The sequence below is a fragment of the Streptomyces sp. NPDC057697 genome, from assembly GCF_042799335.1.
Classification (GTDB): Bacteria; Actinomycetota; Actinomycetes; order Streptomycetales; family Streptomycetaceae; genus Streptomyces.
The window spans coordinates 53,476-74,551 of record NZ_JBHVJA010000017.1 but is presented as its reverse complement, the minus strand read 5'-3'; the positions used below and the strand labels follow the sequence as shown (position 1 = coordinate 74,551).

Annotated in this window: 8 protein-coding genes and 1 pseudogene; 2 read left to right on the top strand and 7 right to left on the bottom strand. The window is 69.3% G+C overall.

Annotated features, from left to right (window positions below; genetic code table 11):
• Positions 1-120: 120 nt before the first annotated feature.
• Positions 121-2,220 carry an elongation factor G gene (gene fusA / locus ACFVFH_RS32260; RefSeq protein ID WP_383775332.1) on the top strand — a complete coding sequence of 700 codons (2,100 nt, stop codon included), beginning with the start codon at positions 121-123 and terminating at the stop codon, positions 2,218-2,220.
• 114 nt (positions 2,221-2,334) lie between these two features.
• Here fusA and ACFVFH_RS32255 read toward each other — a convergent pair whose 3' ends face one another.
• The 5 genes from ACFVFH_RS32255 to ACFVFH_RS32235 form a co-directional block, all read right to left on the bottom strand.
• Positions 2,335-2,937 (bottom strand): hypothetical protein, encoded by a 603-nt coding sequence (locus ACFVFH_RS32255; protein WP_383775329.1) that lies wholly within the window; start codon positions 2,935-2,937, stop codon positions 2,335-2,337.
• Positions 2,934-3,221 carry a hypothetical protein gene (locus ACFVFH_RS32250; RefSeq protein ID WP_383775327.1) on the bottom strand — a complete coding sequence of 96 codons (288 nt, stop codon included), beginning with the start codon at positions 3,219-3,221 and terminating at the stop codon, positions 2,934-2,936. The genes ACFVFH_RS32255 and ACFVFH_RS32250 overlap by 4 nt, the downstream gene beginning before the upstream one ends.
• 127 nt (positions 3,222-3,348) lie before the next feature.
• A complete protein-coding gene (locus ACFVFH_RS32245; protein ID WP_383775324.1) occupies positions 3,349-4,722 on the bottom strand; it encodes a cryptochrome/photolyase family protein in 1,374 nt (457 codons plus the stop codon).
• Positions 4,723-4,956: 234 nt separating this feature from the next.
• A complete protein-coding gene (locus ACFVFH_RS32240; protein ID WP_383775321.1) occupies positions 4,957-6,489 on the bottom strand; it encodes an SDR family oxidoreductase in 1,533 nt (510 codons plus the stop codon).
• Positions 6,490-6,961: 472 nt separating this feature from the next.
• On the bottom strand, positions 6,962-8,161 hold the full coding sequence (locus ACFVFH_RS32235) for a hypothetical protein (protein ID WP_383775319.1): 1,200 nt from the start codon (positions 8,159-8,161) through the stop codon (positions 6,962-6,964).
• On the opposite strand from ACFVFH_RS32235, the pseudogene ACFVFH_RS32230 reads away from it, so the two are divergent.
• Positions 8,121-8,693 (top strand): annotated as a pseudogene (locus ACFVFH_RS32230) (transposase); the annotation flags it as partial. The gene ACFVFH_RS32235 and the pseudogene ACFVFH_RS32230 overlap by 41 nt on opposite strands.
• A 17-nt stretch (positions 8,694-8,710) precedes the next feature.
• Here ACFVFH_RS32230 and ACFVFH_RS32225 read toward each other — a convergent pair.
• Both ACFVFH_RS32225 and ACFVFH_RS32220 read right to left on the bottom strand, forming a co-directional pair.
• A complete protein-coding gene (locus ACFVFH_RS32225) occupies positions 8,711-9,247 on the bottom strand; it encodes an SMI1/KNR4 family protein (protein WP_383775316.1) in 537 nt (178 codons plus the stop codon).
• Between the two features lie 37 nt (positions 9,248-9,284).
• Positions 9,285-19,886, bottom strand: coding sequence for a LamG-like jellyroll fold domain-containing protein (locus ACFVFH_RS32220; protein WP_383775477.1), 10,602 nt, complete (start codon positions 19,884-19,886; stop codon positions 9,285-9,287).
• Positions 19,887-21,076 lie beyond the last annotated feature (1,190 nt).

The following is a 21,076-nucleotide window of genomic DNA, read 5'->3' as shown; positions in this document are numbered from 1 at the left end:
GGCCGCCGCGCGGCGACGCCGGTGCGAGGCACCACGTCGGAGGTCTTCGCCGGGCCCGTTCGCGGGCCGGTCCGTCCGGGGGATCGCGCGCCTTCCTGTTCCGGATCATTCCGAAAGGCCATGGCCGTGCGTACCGAACTGCACCGTCGCTCCACCAGCCCGCTCACCCACGTGCGCAACCTGGGCATCCTCGCCCATGTCGACGCGGGCAAGACCACCGTCACCGAGCGGATCCTCTATCTCACCGGCGCCGTCCACAAGCGCGGCGAGGTCCACGACGGAACGACCGTCACCGACTTCGACCCGCAGGAACGCGACCGCGGGATCACCATCTCCGCCGCCGCGGTGAGCTGTGCCTGGGACGGGCACCGGATCAATCTGATCGACACTCCGGGCCATGTCGACTTCTCCGACGAGGTGGAGCGTTCGCTCCGGGTGCTCGACGGCGCGATCGCGGTGTTCGACGCCGTCGCGGGTGTCGAACCGCAGAGCGAGTCGGTGTGGCGGCAGGCCGACCGGCACGGGGTGCCGCGGATCGCCTTCGTCAACAAGCTGGACCGTGCCGGGGCCGATCTGGACACGGCCGTCGCGTCGATCAGGGACCGGCTGCACACGGTTCCGCTGGTGGTCCAGCTGCCGATCGGCTCCGAGGACGGATTCACCGGGGTGGTCGATCTGGTGCGCATGCGGGCGCTGGTCTGGGCCGACGGCGGTGACACGTTCCAGGAGGAAGAGGTCCCGGACGGGCTGCGGGAGGAGGCACGGCGGCGCAGGCGGCTGCTCGACGAGGCGGTGGCGGAGCTCCATCCGGCCGCGCTGGAGGAGTTCTGCGTACGGTCGTCGGTCTCCGAGCCGACGCTGACGACCGCGCTGCGCGACCTGACCCGTACCGGTGAGGGGGTCGTGGTGCTGTGCGGCTCCGCCTATCGCAATCGCGGGATCGAGCCGCTGCTGGACGCCGTCGTGTCCTGTCTGCCGTCTCCGCTGGACGTACCGCCGGTGCGCGGCACGCTGGGCGACGCGGTGCAGGAGCGGCCCGCCGACCCGGCGGCGCCGTTCGCCGCGCTGGTGTTCAAGGTCAACTCGACGGCCACGGGGCGGCTGACCTGTCTGAGGGTGTACTCGGGAACCGTCCGGAAGGGGGACACGGTGCTGGACGCGGGCGCGCGGCGCCACGAACGCGTCGGGCGGATCCTGCGGGTGCAGGCCGACCGGCACTCGGACGTGGACACGGCGGTGGCCGGGGACATCGTCGCGGTGATCGGGCTGAAGGCGGCCCGCGCCGGGGCGACGCTCTGCGCACCCGCCTCGCCACTGGTCCTCGAACCGCCCTCCCCGGCCGATCCGGTCGTCTCCGTGGCGGTCGAGGCCCGGCGGAGCACCGACACCGAACGGCTGGTGACGGCGCTGGCGCGGCTCGTCGAGGAGGATCCCTCGCTGACGGTCCGGACCGACCCCGAGACCGGGCAGACGGTCCTTTCCGGAATGGGGGAACTCCATCTGGAGGTGGCGGTCGAGAAGATCCGGCGCGCCCACGAGCTGGAGATCGGTGTCGGCAGGCCGCAGGTGGCCTATCGGGAGACGGTCGCCCGCGGGGTGTCCGGGCTGGTGTATCGGCATGTGAAGCAGGACGGCGGCGCGGGCCAGTTCGCCCATGTCGTCCTCGACACCGAGCCGTTGGAGGAAGGCGGTGACGACGGGGGCAGCGGCGGCGACGGGGGCTTCGTGTTCCGGTCGACCGTCGTCGGCGGACGGGTGCCGCAGGAGTACGTCCGCGCGGTGGAGGCCGGCTGCCGGGACGCGCTGGCCGAGGGTCCGCTCGGCGGGCACCCGGTGACCGGGGTGCGGGTCACCCTGACCGACGGGGCCACCCACTCCAAGGACTCCTCGGAGATGGCCTTCCGCACCGCCGGCCGGTTCGCGCTCCGTGAGGCGCTGCGCGCGGGGGCGATGGTGCTGCTGGAGCCGGTGGCGGAGGTCACCGTCACCGTGCCCGACGACGCCGTGGGCGGGGTTCTCGGTGATCTGGCGGCACGGCGCGGCCGGGTCTCGGGCTCGACCGCGCGGGCGGGCACGGCGGTGATCACGGCGACCGTGCCGCTGGCGGAGCTGTTCGGCTACGCGACCCGGCTGCGCAGCCGGACCCGCGGCCGGGGCACCTTCACCACCCGGCCCACCGGATACGCCCCGGCACCGGACTCCGTCTCCCCGGCCCGGTGACGGCCCGCACCGGCCCCTCCCGTTCGCGGGCGGGGCCGGTGCGGCCGTGCCCGCCACCGGGCGCCCCGCTCCCCGGTCCGGCACGGTCCGCGCGTACGCCTTCGCCGGACGGCCTCAGGGGTGCGCCGGGATCACGCAGTCGTCCTCGCGCGCGGGAGCCCGCCCGGTCGGCCAGGCCACCCCCTCGAACGTCAGCCGTTTCGAGCCGGGTGCGAGATGGACCACGGACAGGGCCTTGTTGTACGGGTTGCCCGCGTTGGTGAGGCATATCCAGCCACCCGCTCCGCGCACCCGCAGGTCGGCGTTGAGCTTTCCGAGGTCCTTGCGGATCCGGTCGGCGGACGGCGCCTCCTCCCCGCTGGTGTGGACCGCCCGCGGCAGTGCCCTGGCCGCGGTCAGGACGACGTCGTAGGTGACGATGGTGCGCCCGTCGTCGAGGTACGCGTCACCGATGGCACCGGCCTGTTCCGTGATGCCCCGCCGCAGGGCGTCCATCGCGTCCTGGGCCTCCCTGAGGTACAGCGGCGGGGACTGCCCCTTGTGCCCGGGGTCCCGCTGCCACCTCCGCAGCTCGGTGCTCCACGCGTCGGGGTGCGCCGGGGCGGCGTACCGGATGGTGACGGACGGTTTGCCGGATCCCGGGTCGCCCCGCAGCAGGGCGCGGTGCCGGTCGTCGAGGAGCTGGTCGAGCGTCGTGGCGTCGGAGCCGGTGATCACCGTGCAGGACTTCTTCTCCCGGCAGTAGGTGGTGGCCAGTTCGCTGACGAAGAGCTCTCGACGACCAGGTCCGCTCCGTCGCGTCCTGCCGGGACGTCGCTCGGATTGTTGACCGGCACGATGCCCCGGTAGCTCCTGAGCAGGGCGCCCAGCCACTGCCTGACGGGGGCGGGCGCACCCTCGACCTGGAGGACGAGCGCACCGGATCTGCGCTCGAAGCGCACCCGCTTGCGGGCGAAGCGCTCCCTGAAGCTCACCTGCGCGAGGACATCGTCCGGCCCCATCCGTACTCCCGAGTCGTCGGAGGGCGAATCGGCGATCACTGTAGTGTCAAGTAGGCGGATCCATACGGGAGTTGTGCATACGTCAGCTGTTGTGGAACCGTACGGCGCCGACCGCGCCCGCCATGGCTCAGTCCTGGCCCCGGGCGTGCCGGAAGCGGGCGAGCCCCTCGGCGAGATCGACCAGGGGGCCGGGGTAGTCGTACGCGGCCCGGTCCGGGCCCTTGAGCTTCCAGGGTTCGTGGATCCTGGCGCCGGGCAGCTCCGCGAGCTCCGGGACCCAGCGGCGGACGTAGGTCCCGTCGGGGTCGTACCGCTTGCCCTGGAGGACGGGGTTGAGGACCCGGTTGGGCCGGGTGTCGGTGCCCGTCCCGGCCGCCCACTGCCAGTTGAGCTGGTTGTTGGCGATGTCGCCGTCCACCAGGAGTTCGAGGAAGTGCCGGGCGCCCTCCCGCCAGTCGACGTAGAGCGTCTTGGTGAGGAAGGAGGCCGCGAGCAGCCTGCCCCGGTTGTGCATCCAGCCCTCGTGGGCGAGCTGACGCATCGCGGCGTCCACCACGGGATAGCCGGTCCGGCCCTCCCGCCATGCGCGCAGGTCCGCGTCGGCCTCCTCGCCGCGCCGCCAGTGGTCGGCCCTGGACCGGTAGTCCCGGGTGGCGGTCTCCGGCCGCGCGGCGAGCACCTGGCGGTGGAAGTCCCGCCAGCACAGCTGCCGTACGAAGGCCTCGGCTCCCGGGCCGCCCCGGGACCGCGCCCGGTGGACGGCCTCGGTCGCCGAGACCGCGCCGAAGTGGAGGTAGGGCGAGAGGCGCGAGGTCGCGTCGCCCCCGAGGTCGTCGTGGCCGCTTCCGTAGGTGTCGGCGTGCCGGGACAGCCAGGCCCCGAGCCTTCGGCGCCCCTCGGTCTCGCCCCCGGTGGCCAGCCCTTCGGAGACGCCGGTCACCGCGGCGCGCCCCCGCGGCTCCTGGGAGCGCAGCCCGTGCGGCACCGGCACCCTGCGGGGGGCCGCGAGGGGCGTGCGGAGCGGCTCGTCGGACCAGCGCCTGAAGTACGGGGTGAAGACGGCATAGTGGTCGGAGCCCTGGGGGACGACGTCCCCGGGCGGCACCACGGTGGTCACGGCGTCATGGACGTGGAGGCCGCGCCCGTCGTTCTCCAGCGCACGCCGCAGCCTCTCCTCCCGGGCGCGGGCGAACGCCGAGTGGTCGGCGGCCAGGTGCACCTCGTCGGCCCCTGCCTGCCGTGCGACGCCGCACACCTCGTCCACGGTGTCGCCGTTGCGGACGATCAGCCTGCCGCCGCGCTCCTTCAGCCCGGCGTCCAGGTCGGTCAGGCAGTCGGCGAGGAAGGCCAGCCGGTTGGGCGAGGCGAACCCGGCCCGGTCGACGGCGGGGTCCCGGACGAACAGCGGCACGACCTCGTCCGCCGCCTCCACGGCCGCGCGCAGCGCCGGATGGTCGTGCAGGCGGAGGTCGGAGGTGAAGAGGGCGACGGAGACGGTCATGGCGTCACTCCGGGGTTCGGTCACCGGACGGGGCGTGGCCCCGCGCCCGGTGCGCTGTGTCCGTGCTGGTGTGCGGTACGGGCCCGCCCTGCCGATGTGCGGCGGAGGGCTCTGCCGGTCCGCGCCACCGGCCGTGCGGTACGGGGTGCCCGGTGCGCGGCACCCCTCGTTCCTTCTGTTCCTTCTGCCTGCCGCCGGTCCTTTGGTACGGAGCCCCGGCACGCCCGGTCCGGTCTATGCGTCCTTCCTCGCCCCGGCTCTCCTTTCCGCGGTCCGCGCGATGTTCCTCGCCATGCCGCCGAAGACGACGGCGTGGAAGGGCGCCACGCTCCACCAGTACAGCTGCCCCGCGAGACCACGTGGATGGAAGAGGGCGCGCTGACGGTAGCGGGTCCGCCCGGCGTCGTCCCGTTCGGCGCGCATCTCCAGCCAGGCGAGGCCGGGCAGCCGCATCTCGGCACGGAGCCGGAGCAGGCTCCCCCGCTCGATCTCCTCGACCCGCCAGAAGTCGAGGGCGTCGCCGACCCGGAGCCGCTGCGCGTCGCGTCGGCCCCGGCGCAGCCCCACCCCGCCGACGAGCCGGTCGAGCCAGCCGCGTACCGCCCAGGCCAGCGGGAAGGAGTACCAGCCGTTCTCGCCGCCGATGCCCTCGATGACCTGCCACAGGGCGTGCGGGTCGGCCTCGACGGTCCGTTCGCGTTCATCGGTGTAGAGGCTGCCGCCCGCCCAGTCGGGGTCGGTGGGCAGCGGATCGCTGGGGGCCCCGGGCAGGGAGGCGGAGGACCAGCGGGTGGTGACCCGGGCCTCCTGGACCCGCTGGAGGGCGAGGGCGAGCGCCCTGTCGAAGGACACCGGGGTGCCGGGCGGGTCGGGCACGTACGCGGCGATGTCGTGCTCGGCGCAGACCACCTCGTACCGCAGGGACTCGGCGAGCGGGCGGGCGAGGGCGGCGGGCACGGGGGTGACCAGGCCGATCCAGTGGCTGGACAGGCGCGGGGTGAGCATGGGGACGGGCAGGATGAGCCGCCGGGGCAGTCCGGCGACCGCCGCGTAACGGACCATCATGTCCCGGTACGTGAGGCGGTCCGGGCCGCCGATGTCGAAACTCCGGTCGACGTCCGGCGGCATGGTCGCGCTGCCGACGAGATAGCGCAGCACGTCGCGGACGGCGATGGGCTGGACGCGGGTCCCGACCCAGCTCGGCGTCACCATCACGGGCAGCCGTTCGGTGAGGTAGCGGAGCATCTCGAAGGAGGCGGAGCCGGAGCCGATCACTACGGCGGCCCGCAGGACGGTGGTGGGGACGGCGGAGTCGAGCAGGATCCGGCCGACCTCGGCCCGTGAGCGCAGATGCGGGGAGAGCTCCCGCTCGGGGACGTCCGCCGGGGTGAGACCGCCGAGGTAGACGATGCGGCGCACCCCGGCGGCGTGGGCCTGCTCGGCGAAGGTCCGGGCGGCACGCCGGTCGGTCTCCTCGAAACCGTGCCCGGAGCCCAGGGAGTGCACCAGGTAGTAGGCCACGTCCACGTCGTGGAACGCGTGCCGCAGGCTCGCCGCGTCGGTGACGTCCCCCTTGACCACCTCGACCCGGTCCGCCCAGGGATGCCCCTGGAGGTTCGCCGGGGTGCGGGCGAGGCAGCGCACCCGGTGGCCGGCGTCGAGCAGCTCGGGGACCAGCCGGCCGCCGATGTAGCCACTGGCACCGGTCACCAGGCAGAGCGCCCGGTCGGGCACCGGTGCGGGTGAGGTCCGGGGGTGCGTCGCCATGGGGTGTGCTCCGTTCCGTCCCGAGGGCATGCCACGCATCCGATACGGGACATCACGGCAATTCTGGTCCAGTACCGGCGGCCACGGGCGGCGCCGCGCACAGGACGCGCCGCTTATCGACCGGTCTTTCCCGCGCACGCCCCGGTCACCGGGCCCCGAACGCACGAAAGGCCGCCTCTCACGGATGAGAGAACGGCCTCCGACCTGCGTTTCCGCACAGTCGGGACGACAGGATTTGAACCTGCGCCCCCTTGACCCCCAGGAGTGAGGGTCAAGGGTATTTTCTGGATATAGCGGATCTAATCCGGGCGCGAGTTGTGTGTAGGCATGCATCGTGCACCACCGCGCGTAGCGTGTGGTCCCCAGGTGGCCACATTCCGATTGTGCGGTCAAAGTGGCCCCAGGACCGGGTCGTAGAGTTGAGGACCTCCGCTGCCGTTCCCACGCCACGGCCAAAAGCGTGCTCGCTCGGTCACACGGCGGCCCACGCCAAGCTGCGAACTCGGCTCTTGATTCGGCCCTCGAAGCCGGCATCCCAGAGCACCCGTTCCCCCTTCTGCTCCTCGAACCATGTCCGAGTCAAGAAGCGCGCCACGGTGCGGATCCCCGGATCCCTGGCCGCCGCCAGCCCCTCTGCCACTCCGCCCAAGCATCTGACGGGCAGCCAGGAACGTTGGTGAAAGGTCAGCGTTTGAGAGCGCCAGGCCCCCACGATCCCCAGCGGCGCCGTTGAGTCCGGCGCGGTGAACGGCACACTGCGCATCAGACGCCCGAGGAGGAATGTCGCGGAAATGCTGCCGCACGGACACTGTGCCGTACATCCTCGCGAAGGATTTCCAGGATCGCGGCCGCCGACGCGGCCCGCTCCGGCGCTACGGCAGCGGCGGCCTCCGCCAATGTCGCCCGTCACATCGCCTCCGATCGCACTGAGCGTGACGGCGGCTGCCTGCACGAGGGAACCGTCCTCACTGTGCAGGAAATCCAGCGCTCGGTCACGGACCCACTCCCTCTCCTCGAGAACGGTGGCTGAAGCCGCAGCCAGGTACATGCCGTGCCCACGCAGGGACGCCGATGCCGAACCGATCTGGAACGAGCGCAGTGCATGAGCTCTGCCCGTCACCTCGGCGTCGAGGTGGCTCCCGTCGCGTTCTCCGTGCACAAAGGCCTTGCTGAACTGGAAGGTCGCGGCTTTGTCCTCTGCTGGCAGCCGGATCACGAGATTGCGGGCTCCGGTGAGCGCGTCCTGTCGGTTGAAGGCTGCTTCGCGCGGGTCACCCGCGACTTCCAAGAGCTTGGCGAGGCACCTCTGTCGGTCTTCCTCGTCAAGGAAGCCAGCCAGGAAGGAATCGGAAACCACGAGCGTGCCAAACTCGACGCGGTGAGGGTCCGGGTCAGGACGCCCGAGGATTCGGTCGCGCGCGTGAGCCGTTTGTACACAGACACCCGGATGGTCGGGGTCGAGTTCGGCGAGGATGACGTCGGCGAGATAGCGCTTCTTCAGGCCCGACACCTTCCCCTCCTCGGTCCGGAGATCACAAACGTTGAGAGAGGGGCTGATTGTTTCCGCGCGGGACTTCTGGCTCGTGAAGATGGTGTGAGAGGCCACGTCCGAAGCCTCGGGAATGCGAGAGCATCCCACGGCCTCCAAGGTTCTGCGGATCAGGCCGAGCATCAGATGCTCAGCGACTCGCGCCTACTGTAAAGGGTGTTGCAGAAGGTCTGGCTTGGGCAGATCGAAGGTGGAACTGATCCGCCCCAAGGCCCCGCGCATGGCCGCCCGACTGATCGACGAGATCTTCGACGCGCTCGATGAGCAGACCGTCGTCGTCCCGGGCTCCGGCAACCTGGACATCGTCGTCTCCCCTCCGGCCGCTTCCCTGACCGCCGTGCGCACCCGGCGCAGGGTGATGGAAGCCCAGATCAACGTCCTGCTGGAGGCCTAACCTCTTTCCCGGGTCCTGACATCGATGCCCGGCGACGGCACCAGCTTCCCCACCGGCGCCCACCTGGCCTCCTACGCCGACCTCGCACCAAGGACAAAGTCGTCGAGCACCTCGATCCACGGCGAACATCCACCCCGAGGCGGCAACCGGCAGCTCAAACGTGCGATGTTCCTCTCCGACTTCGCCTGCATGAACGCCGATCCGGCCTCCCGCGCCTACTACGACAAGCAACGCGCCCGCGGTAGAACCCACACCCAAGCGCAGGGCTTCGCCGATCCCTACACATCGCGCCAGCTCACGAACTCATGTCCTCCGCTCGCCGAGAGCCGTTCACTGAACGGGTGCACTTCGCCGGTCAGAGCCGCCACACACAACGCCGCCGCTCCGCCGTCGAGCACGGTCCAGCGGTTCGTCCCGTGTGGTGTCTGCCTCCGGAAGACAGCCACCCTCCAGTCGTCGGGAGCGCCCTCGCGCAGCCAGAACGCGACATCGCTGCTCGCCGAGTCCGCGAAGGGCAGCAGAGGCGGCAGCGCGCCTCCCAGTAGAAGTACGCCCAACTCATCGCGGTCCCGGCCCGAGAGGGCGGGTTCACCCCTGTCCAGGAGATCCCCGTACGGCGAGCCGGGGACCGGCGGCGTACTCACGGACAGGTACTCGTCGATCTCGCCGCCGCCGTACAACTCCACGAGCTCGCGGTAGTCGGCCGGGAACGCCAGGCCCGTCGTCCGCTCGATCTGCTCCCAGTCCACCGCGTCGCCGCCGGAGCCGGGTGGCGGGAGCAGCTCGCGCAGGCGGGCGACAGCGGGGTGGGGCATAGGGGGTTCCCTTCGCTTGCAGGGTGGACGGTCGGGCTCACGGCTGCCCCGGTAGCGGAACGTCGGCGCCGGTGCGACTGTCGATGGCCGTGCCCAGGTTCTTCCAACCCCGGCCGGCAGTGTAGATGAGGTTCGAGACCGTGGTGGCGTCGGTACCCGCAAAGCGGCCCCTGCTGTTCCAGGCCGTGTAGGACATCCGGAACTCGTGGGGGACGGTCCGGCTGCCGGTGTAGACCGGTGTCACCTCGTACCGGACGACATGGCGGGAATCGACGAGGGACCGGACGGTGTCCTCGAAGTTCAGCATGCTGTCCATCGGGGGAATCGGGCTCTGGGGCTTGCCGACGTAGGAGTTGGCGTCGGTTCCGCAGGTTGCCAGGTTCGCCAGATCGGTGCCCGATCCGCTCAGCTGGGCGCCAAGGAGGTGGCAGGCGTTGACGTCGCGGGGCCGGCCGCCCAGATGGCCGACGTAGGCGCGAGCCCAGTCGTAACCTGGCGGCTTGATGCCCTCCCGGGTCGCGGTCGGGGTGCCGGGGTGGGCGGTCACGTAGGCGAGGTCCAGGCAGGCTTCCACACCGGTGGCCCGGTTGCCGTGCGCAGCGTCCCGCGGTCCAGGGTCCACCCATCCGGTGCCCTGCCTGCGGCAGTCCTCCGAATTATCCTGATCGTCGCCCGAATCGGGGGCGGTTCCTGCGGCCGGATGCGTGACCGGCGCCCGGTCCGGCTCGAACTGGTCGTTGCCGACCAGATCCAGCATGTTCACCGCACTGACGACCATCTTCCAGCCGTCACCTGGCTTCCATCCACCGTTTTTGGGGTTCCAGTCGGGCTTGGGAACCGGCCTGTCGGGGGCAGGACGCGGGTTCGGACCGTTGTTGACGTTCTGGTCGATCACGGGCCGAGGCGGGCGCACCACGAGGCGGGCCGCCGAGCCTACGTACGACCCCGAGTAGCCACCGGCGTACGATCCGCCGTAGCTGCCTGAGGAACCCGAACTGCCGGAGTACCCGTAACTGCCCGAGTACCCGTAGCTTCCCGAGTAGCTGTAACTGCCCGAGTAGCCGTAACTGCCGGAATATCCGTAACTGCCGGAGTAGGACCAGCTTCCTCCCAAGGCCGGCAGCTGCCAGTTGTAGCCGTAGCCGATCACCGAGTTGACCGCCTTGTTCAAACCGTTGAACAAGGTTTCGCAGTAGAGCTTGCACGCGTACCCGATGGCTGCCGCCCCTGCGGCCGCCAGCGCCTCGGTGCCACCGAGCGCTACGGCTCCGCACGCGGGGCAGTGCCCGGTGGGGTCGGTCGCGTCGAGGGGTGCACCGCCTGTGTAGCCGTACCGGTTGGCCCGCGCTGACGGGGTCGGGTCCAGTTGCCAGGTGTCGCGTGAGGTGAAGCCGCCGGTGCCGGGTTGGTACCAGCGTGCCGCCATGTTGACGTCGCCCGAGTTCGGGTCGGTCCAGCCGGACTGGTATCCCAGGGCGGGGGTGGTGCCGTTGGTGGCGGTCTCCTGGCCGAAGGGGTCGTAGGCGGTGGAGCTGGTGACCTGGGTGCCGTCGGCCGAAAGTCCGGCGATCACGTCGGTGTGCTGGTCGGTGAGGGACCACTGAGGGGCCGCGGTGCCCTCCTGACTGGACAGCAGGGCACCGTCCGGGGTGCGGCTGTAGACGCTGGTGCCGTCGCCGAGGAGGTTGTTGGATCCGCCGTCGTAGCTGAACGTGGTGCTGCCCTGCTGGGCGACGCGGTCGAACGAGTCGTAGGTGAACGTCGCCGATCCGTCGTTGACCTTGCGCTCGAAGGCGTCGAACGTCAGAGCACGGGATGCGCCGGTGCCCTTGGCAACCGTGGCGAGGGTTCCGCGTGCGGTGTAGCCGTACGTGCTGGTGCCGTCGTCGGTCAGGCGGTTGCGGGCATCGTACGAAGCGGTGGCCGTTCCGGCCTTGACGCGGTTGCCCGCGTCGTCCCATCCGTAGGCGGTGGTGGTCGTGCCGCTGACCCAGGACGTTATCCGGCCAGCGTTGTCGTAGCCGTAGGTGTTCGTCCCCGCCCCCGCGGTTCCGCTCGTCGTCTTCTCGGTGAGGCGGTCGTCGAGGTCGTAGCCGTAGACGATGCCAGTCTTCTGCGACGTCTTGTCCGGGTTGGCGACCTTGTCGCTCACGAGCCGGCCGAGGCTGTCGTAGGTGTAGTCGCGGCGGGCGGTGGCCACGTACTTCGTGGAGCCCGTGGGCTTGACCGCGTACTCCGCGAGCAGGGGCCGTCCCGCGGTGTCGAAGTCGTACCAGATGTTGCTGTCGCTGAGGGAGTCCCACGCCCAGTCGATGCGTCCGCCGTCGTCGTACCCGTAGTACGACTCGGAGTCCGCACCCACTCGTTCGGTCATGTTGCCGTCGGCCTCGTAGCCGTAGGCGACCTTGCCTCCAGGGCCGTCGGCGGTCAGCAACTGGCCCCGGTCGTTGTAGGTGTAGGTGTTCCGGTTGAGTACGTTGTCCGTGCCCGCCGCGGTGATCCGGCCGACGAGGTCGTAGGTGAACGTGCGGTCGGCAGTGGCGGTCTCCGCGCCCGTGCCGGTCTCGCGGACGAGGCGGCCGAGGCCGTCGAAAGCGCGTCGGCGCTCCACGCCACCGGGCAGCAGCTCGGCGACGTCCTGGCCCGCCTTGTCGTAGACCGTCGTCCAGGTGCGGTCTGTGAGGGCCGGGTGGGCGGCGGTGGAGGGTTCGACGGTGGACTCGGGCAAGTTCCACGGCGTGAAGGTGTACGTCGTGGTGTTGCCCCGGCCGTCCGTCAGCCGGGTGCGGTTGCCGGACGCGTCGTAGCCGAAGGTCGTCGTGATGGACTTGGCGCCCGTCACGGGTTCGACCTGCTTGGTCATGTGCCCGAGGGCGTCGTAGGTGTACGTGGTGCGCGCCTGGGTGGCGGAGACGGTGGCCGTCCGGTTGCCGTCGGCGTCGAACTCCGCCTTCGTGGTGCGCAGCACGCTCTGTCCCGTGCCGAAATCCGCTACCGCGGTGACGTTGCCGAGCGCGTCGTAGGTGGTGGTGCTCCTGCGATCGGTCGGATCGGTCATCTGGGTCTGGCGGCCGAGCCTGTCATAACTCAGCCGGGTGACGCCGAAGACCGGGTTGGTCACCGTCGTCGGTTCGCCCGCCGGATTGTACGTGGCGATGGTCGTGCGTCCTGCGGGGGTGGTGGACTCGGTCTGGTTGCCCGCGTCGTCCCAGACGTACCGGGTCGTGAGGTTCTGCAGGGTCGGATACCGTTCGACGGTGGTGGCGGTCAGCTGCCGGCCGAGTTCGTCGTAGGTGGCTTCGGTCCTGGCCCCCGTCGGGTCGGTCGCGGACAGCTGCAGGCCGGTTGGGGTCCAGGTGAACTCCGAGACGCCCGCTCCGTCGAGATCGGTGGAGGCGCTCTCCAGCAGACCGGACTTCTCCGGCCCCAGAACGGTGGGAACGGTCCCCGCGACGGGGTCGGTCTGCCGGACCAGGCTCCCGAACTGGTCGTAGGTGTACCGGCTGGTACGACCCAGTGGGTCCGTCGTCGTGGTGGCTCTGCCGAGCGCGTCGTACGTGATGCTGCTGACGGCGCTGATCTTCGTGCCGCCCGGCGGCGTGTAGTCGGGGAGGGTGACGGCGGTGGGCCGTCCGAGGCCGTCCACGGTGGTGCGGGTGACGGCGCCTCGCGCGTCACGGGTCTCCGTTGCTTCGCCGAAGGTGTTGTAGCCGGTCAGGGTGGTGGCCCGCTCTGTGGCGGCCGTCCCGCCCTTGTCCTCGACCGACGTGGCCGGTGCCTTCGTCTCCACGAGACGCCCGAGCGCGTCGTACCGGTAAGTGGTCCGGTACGTGTCGGGGTCGGCACCTTCCGCGTTGCCCCTGGGGGCGACGGTGGAGGTGGGCAGCCCGCGCTGGTTGTAGGTGCTGGTGGTGATGTGGGTGGATGTGCCGTCGGTGATCTGCCGTCGGGTGACGTTGCCCGCGGCGTCGAACTCCGTGGTGGTGGTGAGCCGCTTCCCGGAGCCGTCGATCGGCAGGCTCTCCTCGGTCACCCGGTCGTCCTTGTCGTAGGCGAGGTCGGTAATCCTGTTGAGGCCGTCGGGGTCGAGGACGCTGCGGACGGTGCGTCCAGTCGCGTCCACGGTCTGCGTCGTGGTCACGCTGCCGCCGTCGGTGACCTGGCGGGTGAGGTTTCCGGCACCGTCGTAGGTGTTCGACTCCTGCTGGACATCGCGCCGGGTGCCGTCCGCCTGCTTCACCTGCCGGGCCGTCCTCGTCGCGGTGAGGCCGTCATCGAAGTAGGTGAACGCGGTGGTGGCACCCATCGCGTCGGTCGAGGAGGCCAGGCGGCCTGCGGGGTCGTAGGCGTTGGAGAGGACGACCAGGTCACGGATGTCACCGGTGGGCGATCCGGTCCAGTCGTTCAGAACGGTCTCGGCGTGCTGCCCGCGCGGTGTGTACGCGTAGGTGAGGCGGGTGCCGGTCGGGTCGGTCGTCGTGGTGACCCGTCCCATGGCGTCATGAGCGAAGGAAGTGACATGGTCCTCCGCGTCGGTGACCGTGTCATTCAGTCCGTGGCTGTCGTAGTGGTAGCCGGTGGTGCGTTTGACGTCTGCGCCCGAGGTGTCCTCGGCCGACTCTGTGAGCAGGTTGCCGTCAGCATCGTACGACCGGGTGATCTTCGCGGTGTGTGTGAGACCGGTGATCTCATTCTTCACACCGACACCGGACTCGGAGACGACGCGCGACATGGAGTCGTAGTCATAGGTGGTTGCCACACCCTCCGGGGTGGTGTCGGAAATCTGATTCTCGGCGGTCTTGCGGCCCAGGCCGTCATAGGTGAACTCGGTGACCAGCCCGGAGGGCGAGGTGATCACGGCGGTGCTTCCCGTGGAGAAGTATCGATAGGTGGTCACCGCGCCGCCGGGAGTCGCCTCCTTGGCGACCAGCCCCGCGGGGGTGGTCCCGCCCCCGACGGCCGCCTCGCTGCCAGTGGTGTAGTCGGTGGTGGCGGTACGGGCGTCCGCGAGCCGGGTGGTGCTTGGCAGGCCGAGCGGTGTGTAGGTCAGGGATGTCTTGTAGCGGTCGTCGTCCGGGCCGCTGGAGCGTGCGTCCCGGACGGCAAGGGGCTTGTCGTTGCGCGGGTCGAGCTCGTCGTCCGGATCGAGGTAGTACTCCGTGAAAGTGGTCCAGCACGAGTCGGCGTCACGACACGTCGTGGTGGTGACCGCGTTCCCCCGGGCGTCATGGCCGGTGATCGTGGCGTGCCCGTTGGGGTCGGTCACCGTGTGCACGAAACCACCGGTGTCGTAGCTGTAGGTGGTCACACCGCCTTCGGCGTCGATGACCTGTGTGGGCCGCATGCCCTTGAGCGCGTCGTACGACGTACGGACGGTGTGTCTGAACGGGTCGGTCACGCCGACGGTAGCCGCCAGCGAGGAGAGCCCGGACCGCTCGCGGGCCTGGTAGTGGTCGGCGACCTGGTCGGCCGACAACGCCTTTCGGTAGATGGCGGCTTCGTCGATCTGTCCGGTGAAACGGTAGGTACCGCTGGGCACTCCCATCCAGCCGGAACTCGCGTACCCGGCGCCGAGATAGGCGTACGTCAGTCCCTGCTCGGAGATCGTGCCTGCCAGCGTGCCGACGAGCACACCGTCCAGATAGAGCGACTGAGTGGTGCGCGCACCGGTGAGCACGGCGTGGTGCCACTTGCCATCAGTCACCGTCTGGGTGGATGTGATCGGCTTTGCTCCTGGATTGCCCGTCAGATACCACTCACCACGGAGCTTGCCCGACTCGTCGATGTTGAGCGCGGGGCGCCAGGAGGTCGGCGTGCCGCCGAGTTCGGTGTTCTGCAGTCCGAGCAGGACACCGGACTTCGTTGTGTTGAACCAAAGTTCGGCCGTGAGGTCCGTGGTGCCGGCCACCAGCTTGCCGGGGATCGAGATGGCGCCGGTCCCGGAGAGCTGGACCGCTTGCCCGTCGCCCGTGCCGAAGATCCCCGTGGTTCCGGCGGTCGCGTTGAGATAGGTGCCGTTGCCCTGGGCTGCGGTGACCTTGCTGACGGCAGTGGCCGCACCCTTGTTCTCGTCCAGTGGCCAGTATGCGGCCGGAGCGTCCCCGACGATCTCTCCACGGTAGTGCGCGCTGTCACCGGCGATCAGTGCGGACCGGGCCGCGAAGTGCTTCTTGACCGTTGCCGCGGTCATGGTGCGCTCGTACAGCGCGACCTCGTCCAGCTGACCGGTGAAGTGGTACGTACCCGCTGCCACGCCCATCCATCCGGAACTCGCGTAGCCCGCACCGAGGTAGGCGTACGGCCTTCCCTGGTCGGATATGGTGCCGGCCAGGGAGCCGACCAGCTCACCGTCCAAGTAAAGCGACTGCGTATTCACCGCTGCGGTCAGTACGACGTGGTGCCACTTGTTGTCCGTCACCGCCCGGTTCGACGTGATCGGATCCGCGCCCGGGTCGCCGGCGAGATACCACTCGCCGCGCAGCTTCCCGGCGTTGTCGATGTTCAGCACCGGTCGCCATGAGGTGGGGGTATCGCCCAGTTCCACGTCCTGCAGGCCCATCAGCACGCCGGGCTTGGCGGTCTTGAACCACAGTTCGAGAGTGGGGGTTGTCGGGCTGGTGGGCAGGTCGTTGGGCAGCTGGATGTAGGAGTCGGCACTGCCGTCAAAGGTGACAGCAGTGTCGTCACCGTCCGCGAAGACGCCCGCCGCGCCCAGGGCGGTCCCGTCGCCGTAGGAACCCTCCGATCCGTCGCCGACTGCGCTGACCGCCTTGGATCCGGAGCGCTCCCCCAGCCGCCAGTAGCCCTCCGGCGCGAAGGCCCGCACCTCGTCGGCGTACGTGACCGAACCGGCCGAGAAGTCAGGAGCGGAGACCTTCCACGTCCCGCCGTTGTCGTCGGTGTGCTCTGTAAGCCGGCCGGTGGCCTGGTCGTAGACGGCCGAGGCATGGGTCCTGCCCGAGGGAAGCGTCACCTTAGTGATGCGTCCAGCGGCCTCCCGCGCGGCGTAGTGCTCCCTGACGGTCGCCGCGTCAAGGGGGTGGCCGTAGACCGCGGCCTCGTCCATCGTTCCACTGAAGTGGTGGGTGTTTGCCGCTACGCCCATCCAGCCCTCGTTGGCCCAGCCCGCGCCGAGGTATGCCTTCTGGTCGTCGCGCATGCTGACGGTCCCGGTCAGGCTTCCTACCTTGGCCCCGTCCAGATAGAGGGTCTGCGAAGTGCCCTGGCTGGTCAGGACGGCGTGGTGCCAGGCGTTATCGATGACAGCCGTCGGGGAGACGATCGGCTTCGTCCCGGCGTACTCCACCGTGTAGAACTGGCCGCGCAGCTTGCCGTCGGCGTCCACATTGAGGAAAGGGCTGTACCGGGTCGGCTTCGATCCGATCTCGGCGTCCTGGAGGGTAGCGAGTACCCCGGGCTTGGCGGTCTTGAACCAGAGCTCGACCGTCAGGATGTCGGAGGTCTCCAGAGCTGCGTCGGGAAGTTCGACGACTGAGTCCTGGCCGTCGAACACGGCCGCGGTGTCGCTCGTTCCCATGAGCGCAGGAGCGGAGCCGAGGGTCACATCACGGTAGAGGGCGTCGTTGAGGCCGTCGCGGGAGGGCGCGCTGCTGCGGGCGGTCGAGCCTTCCTCCTCTCCGAGTGACCAGTACGACTGTGGGCCCGCGTCCAGGACCATGCTGTGGTACAGCGAACCGTTCTCGTAGACGTACCCGGTGCACTCGGTCGAGGACGAAGGCGTGCACACCTTCGTCAGCCGGTCGCCGGAGTAGCTGTACGTCCACGTGAGTCCGGCGACGCCAGCACCCACGGGGCTGGTGGTCACCGAGCTGATGCGGTCGCCGGTCCAGGTGAAATGGAGCGACCGTCCAGAGAGCTTGTCGGTGACCGTGCTCAACGTGCGGTTATCCGTTCCGCCGTAGGTCAGTGTCTGGACACGGCCGGCGTTGTCGGTGACGGATTTCAACAGTCCCGAGGTGTCGAACCGAACTGTCGTTCCTCCGCGTTGGCGCATCGCCCAGCCCGTCGAGTCCGCGACGAGGTCCGTGGTGCTACCGGAGGGGCCCGCGAGCGTGCCGTCCGGATTGCGGCCGAAACGCACCTGCGACCCGTCCGCCCGGGTGACCATCACGGTGTTGCCTACGGTCTCCTGGACCAGTCGCATGTCCCAACGCGTCGACCAGCCGACACCGAAGGCGTTGGTCCGGCGCGGGTCCAAGGAGTTGTAGGTACGAGTGACGGAGAGTTCCGGTCCGACAGTGGATATCGCCGCGTCGGTCGCCGCCGTCACATAGTTGCCGGAGCGGACGCCGATCTCACCCGTGCCGTCCGCGCCACCGAGGTGACTGGTCACCGCGGGCTGCGGGACGGACGTGGTGAAGACGGACGCGGGCGGCTGCGGCGAGGTCGCACTGCCGTCGTAGACGTATACGTACCAGGCGTAGGTCCTGCCCCAGGACAGCCATCCCGCCGGGACCGTCCACTGCTGTTTGGTGCTCCGCGTTCCCTTGCGGCAGTTCTTACGACTGTCGCTGCCCTCGATCTCGCAGACTTCGAAGGTGTAGCTGAGAGTCGATGCCGGATAGCGGTCGGTGTCCTTGCCGTTCGCCCAGAGGGCCGGAGTGAGGGAGTCTACGGGGGTGCCGCTCGCGGGAGCCTCGGCGGTGAGCACCGGCGGTATGTTGACCGCGGATACCTTGACGGCCGCGCCCGGCACCCCTGCCGACGTGAAGCGGGAGACGCCGAGATCCGTCATCGTCCACTCGATGGTGTAGGTAGCAGGCGGCAAGGGTGCGATCTTGGCGTCCAGCGTCACACTCTCGCCGGGCGAGATGTCGCTCGGCATGAGCGTGTACGCGATCTTCGAACTTTCGGTGATTTCGGTGCCGGAGGCGTTGTACAGGTTGTATCGCAGCTGGTAGTCGCCTCCCTTGCGCCACGTCGCCTGCCCCCGGTTGGTGACGGTGACCTTCATCGAGCCCTGGGTGGTGGCGGTGACCGGAGCGGTGAAGGAACCGAGGCTGTATGTCGCCCCGTACGGGGTCCACGTGACGTCCAGGCTCGGCTTCCCGTTGGGGTAGTCGTCAGAACCGAACTGTTTCCACCCCTTGGAGTCGGACGTCGAAGCCTTGACAGCCAGGCCGTAGTTCTTCTTACGACCGTGTGTCCAGTCGTCCACCAATGCGCGACCTGCGGAACCCAGCTTGATGGACTCCCACTTGGCGCCACCGCACGGATAGGCGGTCTGCCCCTCCGGGCGCCAGCCGTGCGCAAAGCTCTTGGAGGCGAGGGCGGAACCCGTGGACGGACCCGGGTACTTGGTCGTGGTCGACTCCGCCCAGTTCGAGGTGATCGGGTGGACCGTCACGGGCCGGGCCGTGCACGAGTAGGAGTACGTGTTGTACAGAGCCAGACTGGCGTTGACAACCCAAGCGTTTTTGAGGGTGGTCTCCAGCCCCGAGAACCGCAGAAAGGCTGCCGCCTTGTGGCCTCCCGCGTCGTAAGTGCCGGCCTTGAGCACGGTGTCACTGGAGAAGTTCTGGTTGTACGGAGACTGCACGTACGTCCCCGAGGTCGCGTCCACCGACTTCAGCGACGGGTCGACCCGCACCGGGAAGACACGCTCGGGGGCCTGCAGCCAGTCCTGATCCAGCGTCACCACGAGGACCTGATGCCCCGCCTCCTCCGTCAGGCCGAAGGACACGCCCGAAGAGATGTCGCCCTGGGCGGAGTTCTCAGCGCGATGGGAGTCCTCCATCCAACCGGCCGGCATCCACGCCCGCTCGACGCCGTCGGAGTCGGTGAAGGAAACCCCGCCGTGGCCGGCGATACGCGCGGTCAGGCCTTGTATGTGGAGGGGGAAACGCCATGTCGACGGCGCGTTCTTGCTCCGCAGGACCATGGTCTCCTTGAGCGTACCGCTGCCCGCCACGAACTCCAGGTCAGCCGTCTCACGCACTTCGGGGTACGTGATGACACTGCCGTCGACCCGCCCCTCGGAGGACTGCGCATCCTCCAGGCCGTAGCCCACCGACAGGCCGTCGCCCAGCCCCATTCTCACCACGGTCCCGGACGCGGCGTCGGAGGCGAACTCCAGCGGCATCTCGGTGGCACCGGTCCGCCAGCCCGGGTCGGCGTCGCTTCGGCTCATGGTGTGCGAGCCGGGCTCGGTCGCGGGCACCAGGGAGGAGTCCGCCTTCTGCCAATCGCCCCGGTCGTCCTGGAAATTGACCGGCTCGTTGTAGAAGCGGGTGGTGTAGGTCCCGTCCGGGTTAAGAAACGTGGACTCCCGTTCCTTGCGCTCCTCCTTGACCTCTCGGCTGCGCTCAGGATCGAACCCTGTCGGGGCCACGGCCTCCGGAGCGTCCACTTCAACAGTCGGCCCCGGGGCAGGGAGTGTCACCTCTCGATCCAGTGGCCGCCCCGCCGTGGCGCCAGCGGCCGGGAGCACTCCGGGCGCACCAGCCGCATTGCCACCGCCTCCACCCGCAACCGCTTCAGTGGCGTCGGTGGAGACCCTGTGGCTGCGCCCGGCAGCCGACCCCCACTCCTGGTCCGGCACCTCACTTATAGGCGCACGCACAACATCTGTTTTGTCGTAGGCGAGTGCCGCCTGTTCCGTTCCAGCCAGTACGGCCATCGCGAAAGCAACGACAACAACCACGGGACGCACTGCGCGCACAGAGGACTCCCACCCAGACGACCAAGACATGAGAGTTGTATGAGAATCGATTCCATTTGGGCAAGACCTGGATAACTTCTGTGATGATCATGTGATCATTCGACAGTCGAACCACTGTGCCGCCCAGGGGACTGCCGCCAGGTTGGGTGACACCTTGACCTGGCCCGTGGAGAGGCGGCCCGGAGGACTCGCGGTGCCTAAGCCGCATCCGAAGGAGTTTCGTGAGGACCTCGTGCGGGTCGCACGCAACTGCGGGCCGGGTACCACGCTGGAGCAGATCGCCTCGAACTTCGGCATCCCCCGTTCACGCTGGCGAAGCGGCAATGCCGTGCCAACACCGACGAGGCCACCAAGCTCGCACCGGCGTCAGACGCGTCGGCCGAGGTACGCGCAGCCTGCACACGCATCCAGCTCTTTGGAGCGCGGAAAGCGGTGCGGCGGAGGGCTCCGGCGTATCCCCAGCAAACCTGCCGACACAAGTACGGGAGCTGGTAATGGCGTTGGACCTGCGAGGAATTCGGCGTCACCGAGCCCGAGGCACGGCCCTGAGCGGGCGGAAAGTCCGCCGCGCATAGATGGCCAACACCGTTCCCGGCCCACTCGGCAACCTGGGCCGGGGGTATGCCCTTGTTGAGCCACGCGGTCAGGCAGGTGTGGCGGCAGTCGTACACGCGCATACCCGCCGGCGACGCGTACTCGTGGGGCTGGAGAACCTCAGCTCGGGCCTTGTCCCAGACCCGCCGGAAGACATAGCCCGCCAGTCTGCCGCCGAACTCTCCGGGGAAGAGGAGGTCGGTCGGCTTGAGGTTGTGCTTGACGATGATCTCGCGGAGGAAGGCGACGAGATCTGGGTGGATGGGCACAGATCGCGTGTCGCCCTCCGCTCGCCCCTTCAGGTCACGGTCATCGTGGGGCTCTCCGCTGTCGGTCCATCGGCTGCCGACCTCCGGCCGGGCACGGTGGACGATGAACTCACCCCAGTCCGCTTCCGGCAAGGTGGCGTCGCTCACGTGAAGCGCGACTGCTCCCTCCGGGCGGAGTCCGGCATAACAGAGGGTCACGAAGAAGGCCCGGTAGAGGGGCCCTCGCCGCAGGGGGCGCGTGCCGATCCATTCCAAAAGGGAGCTGACCTGCTCAGTGGGCGGTTC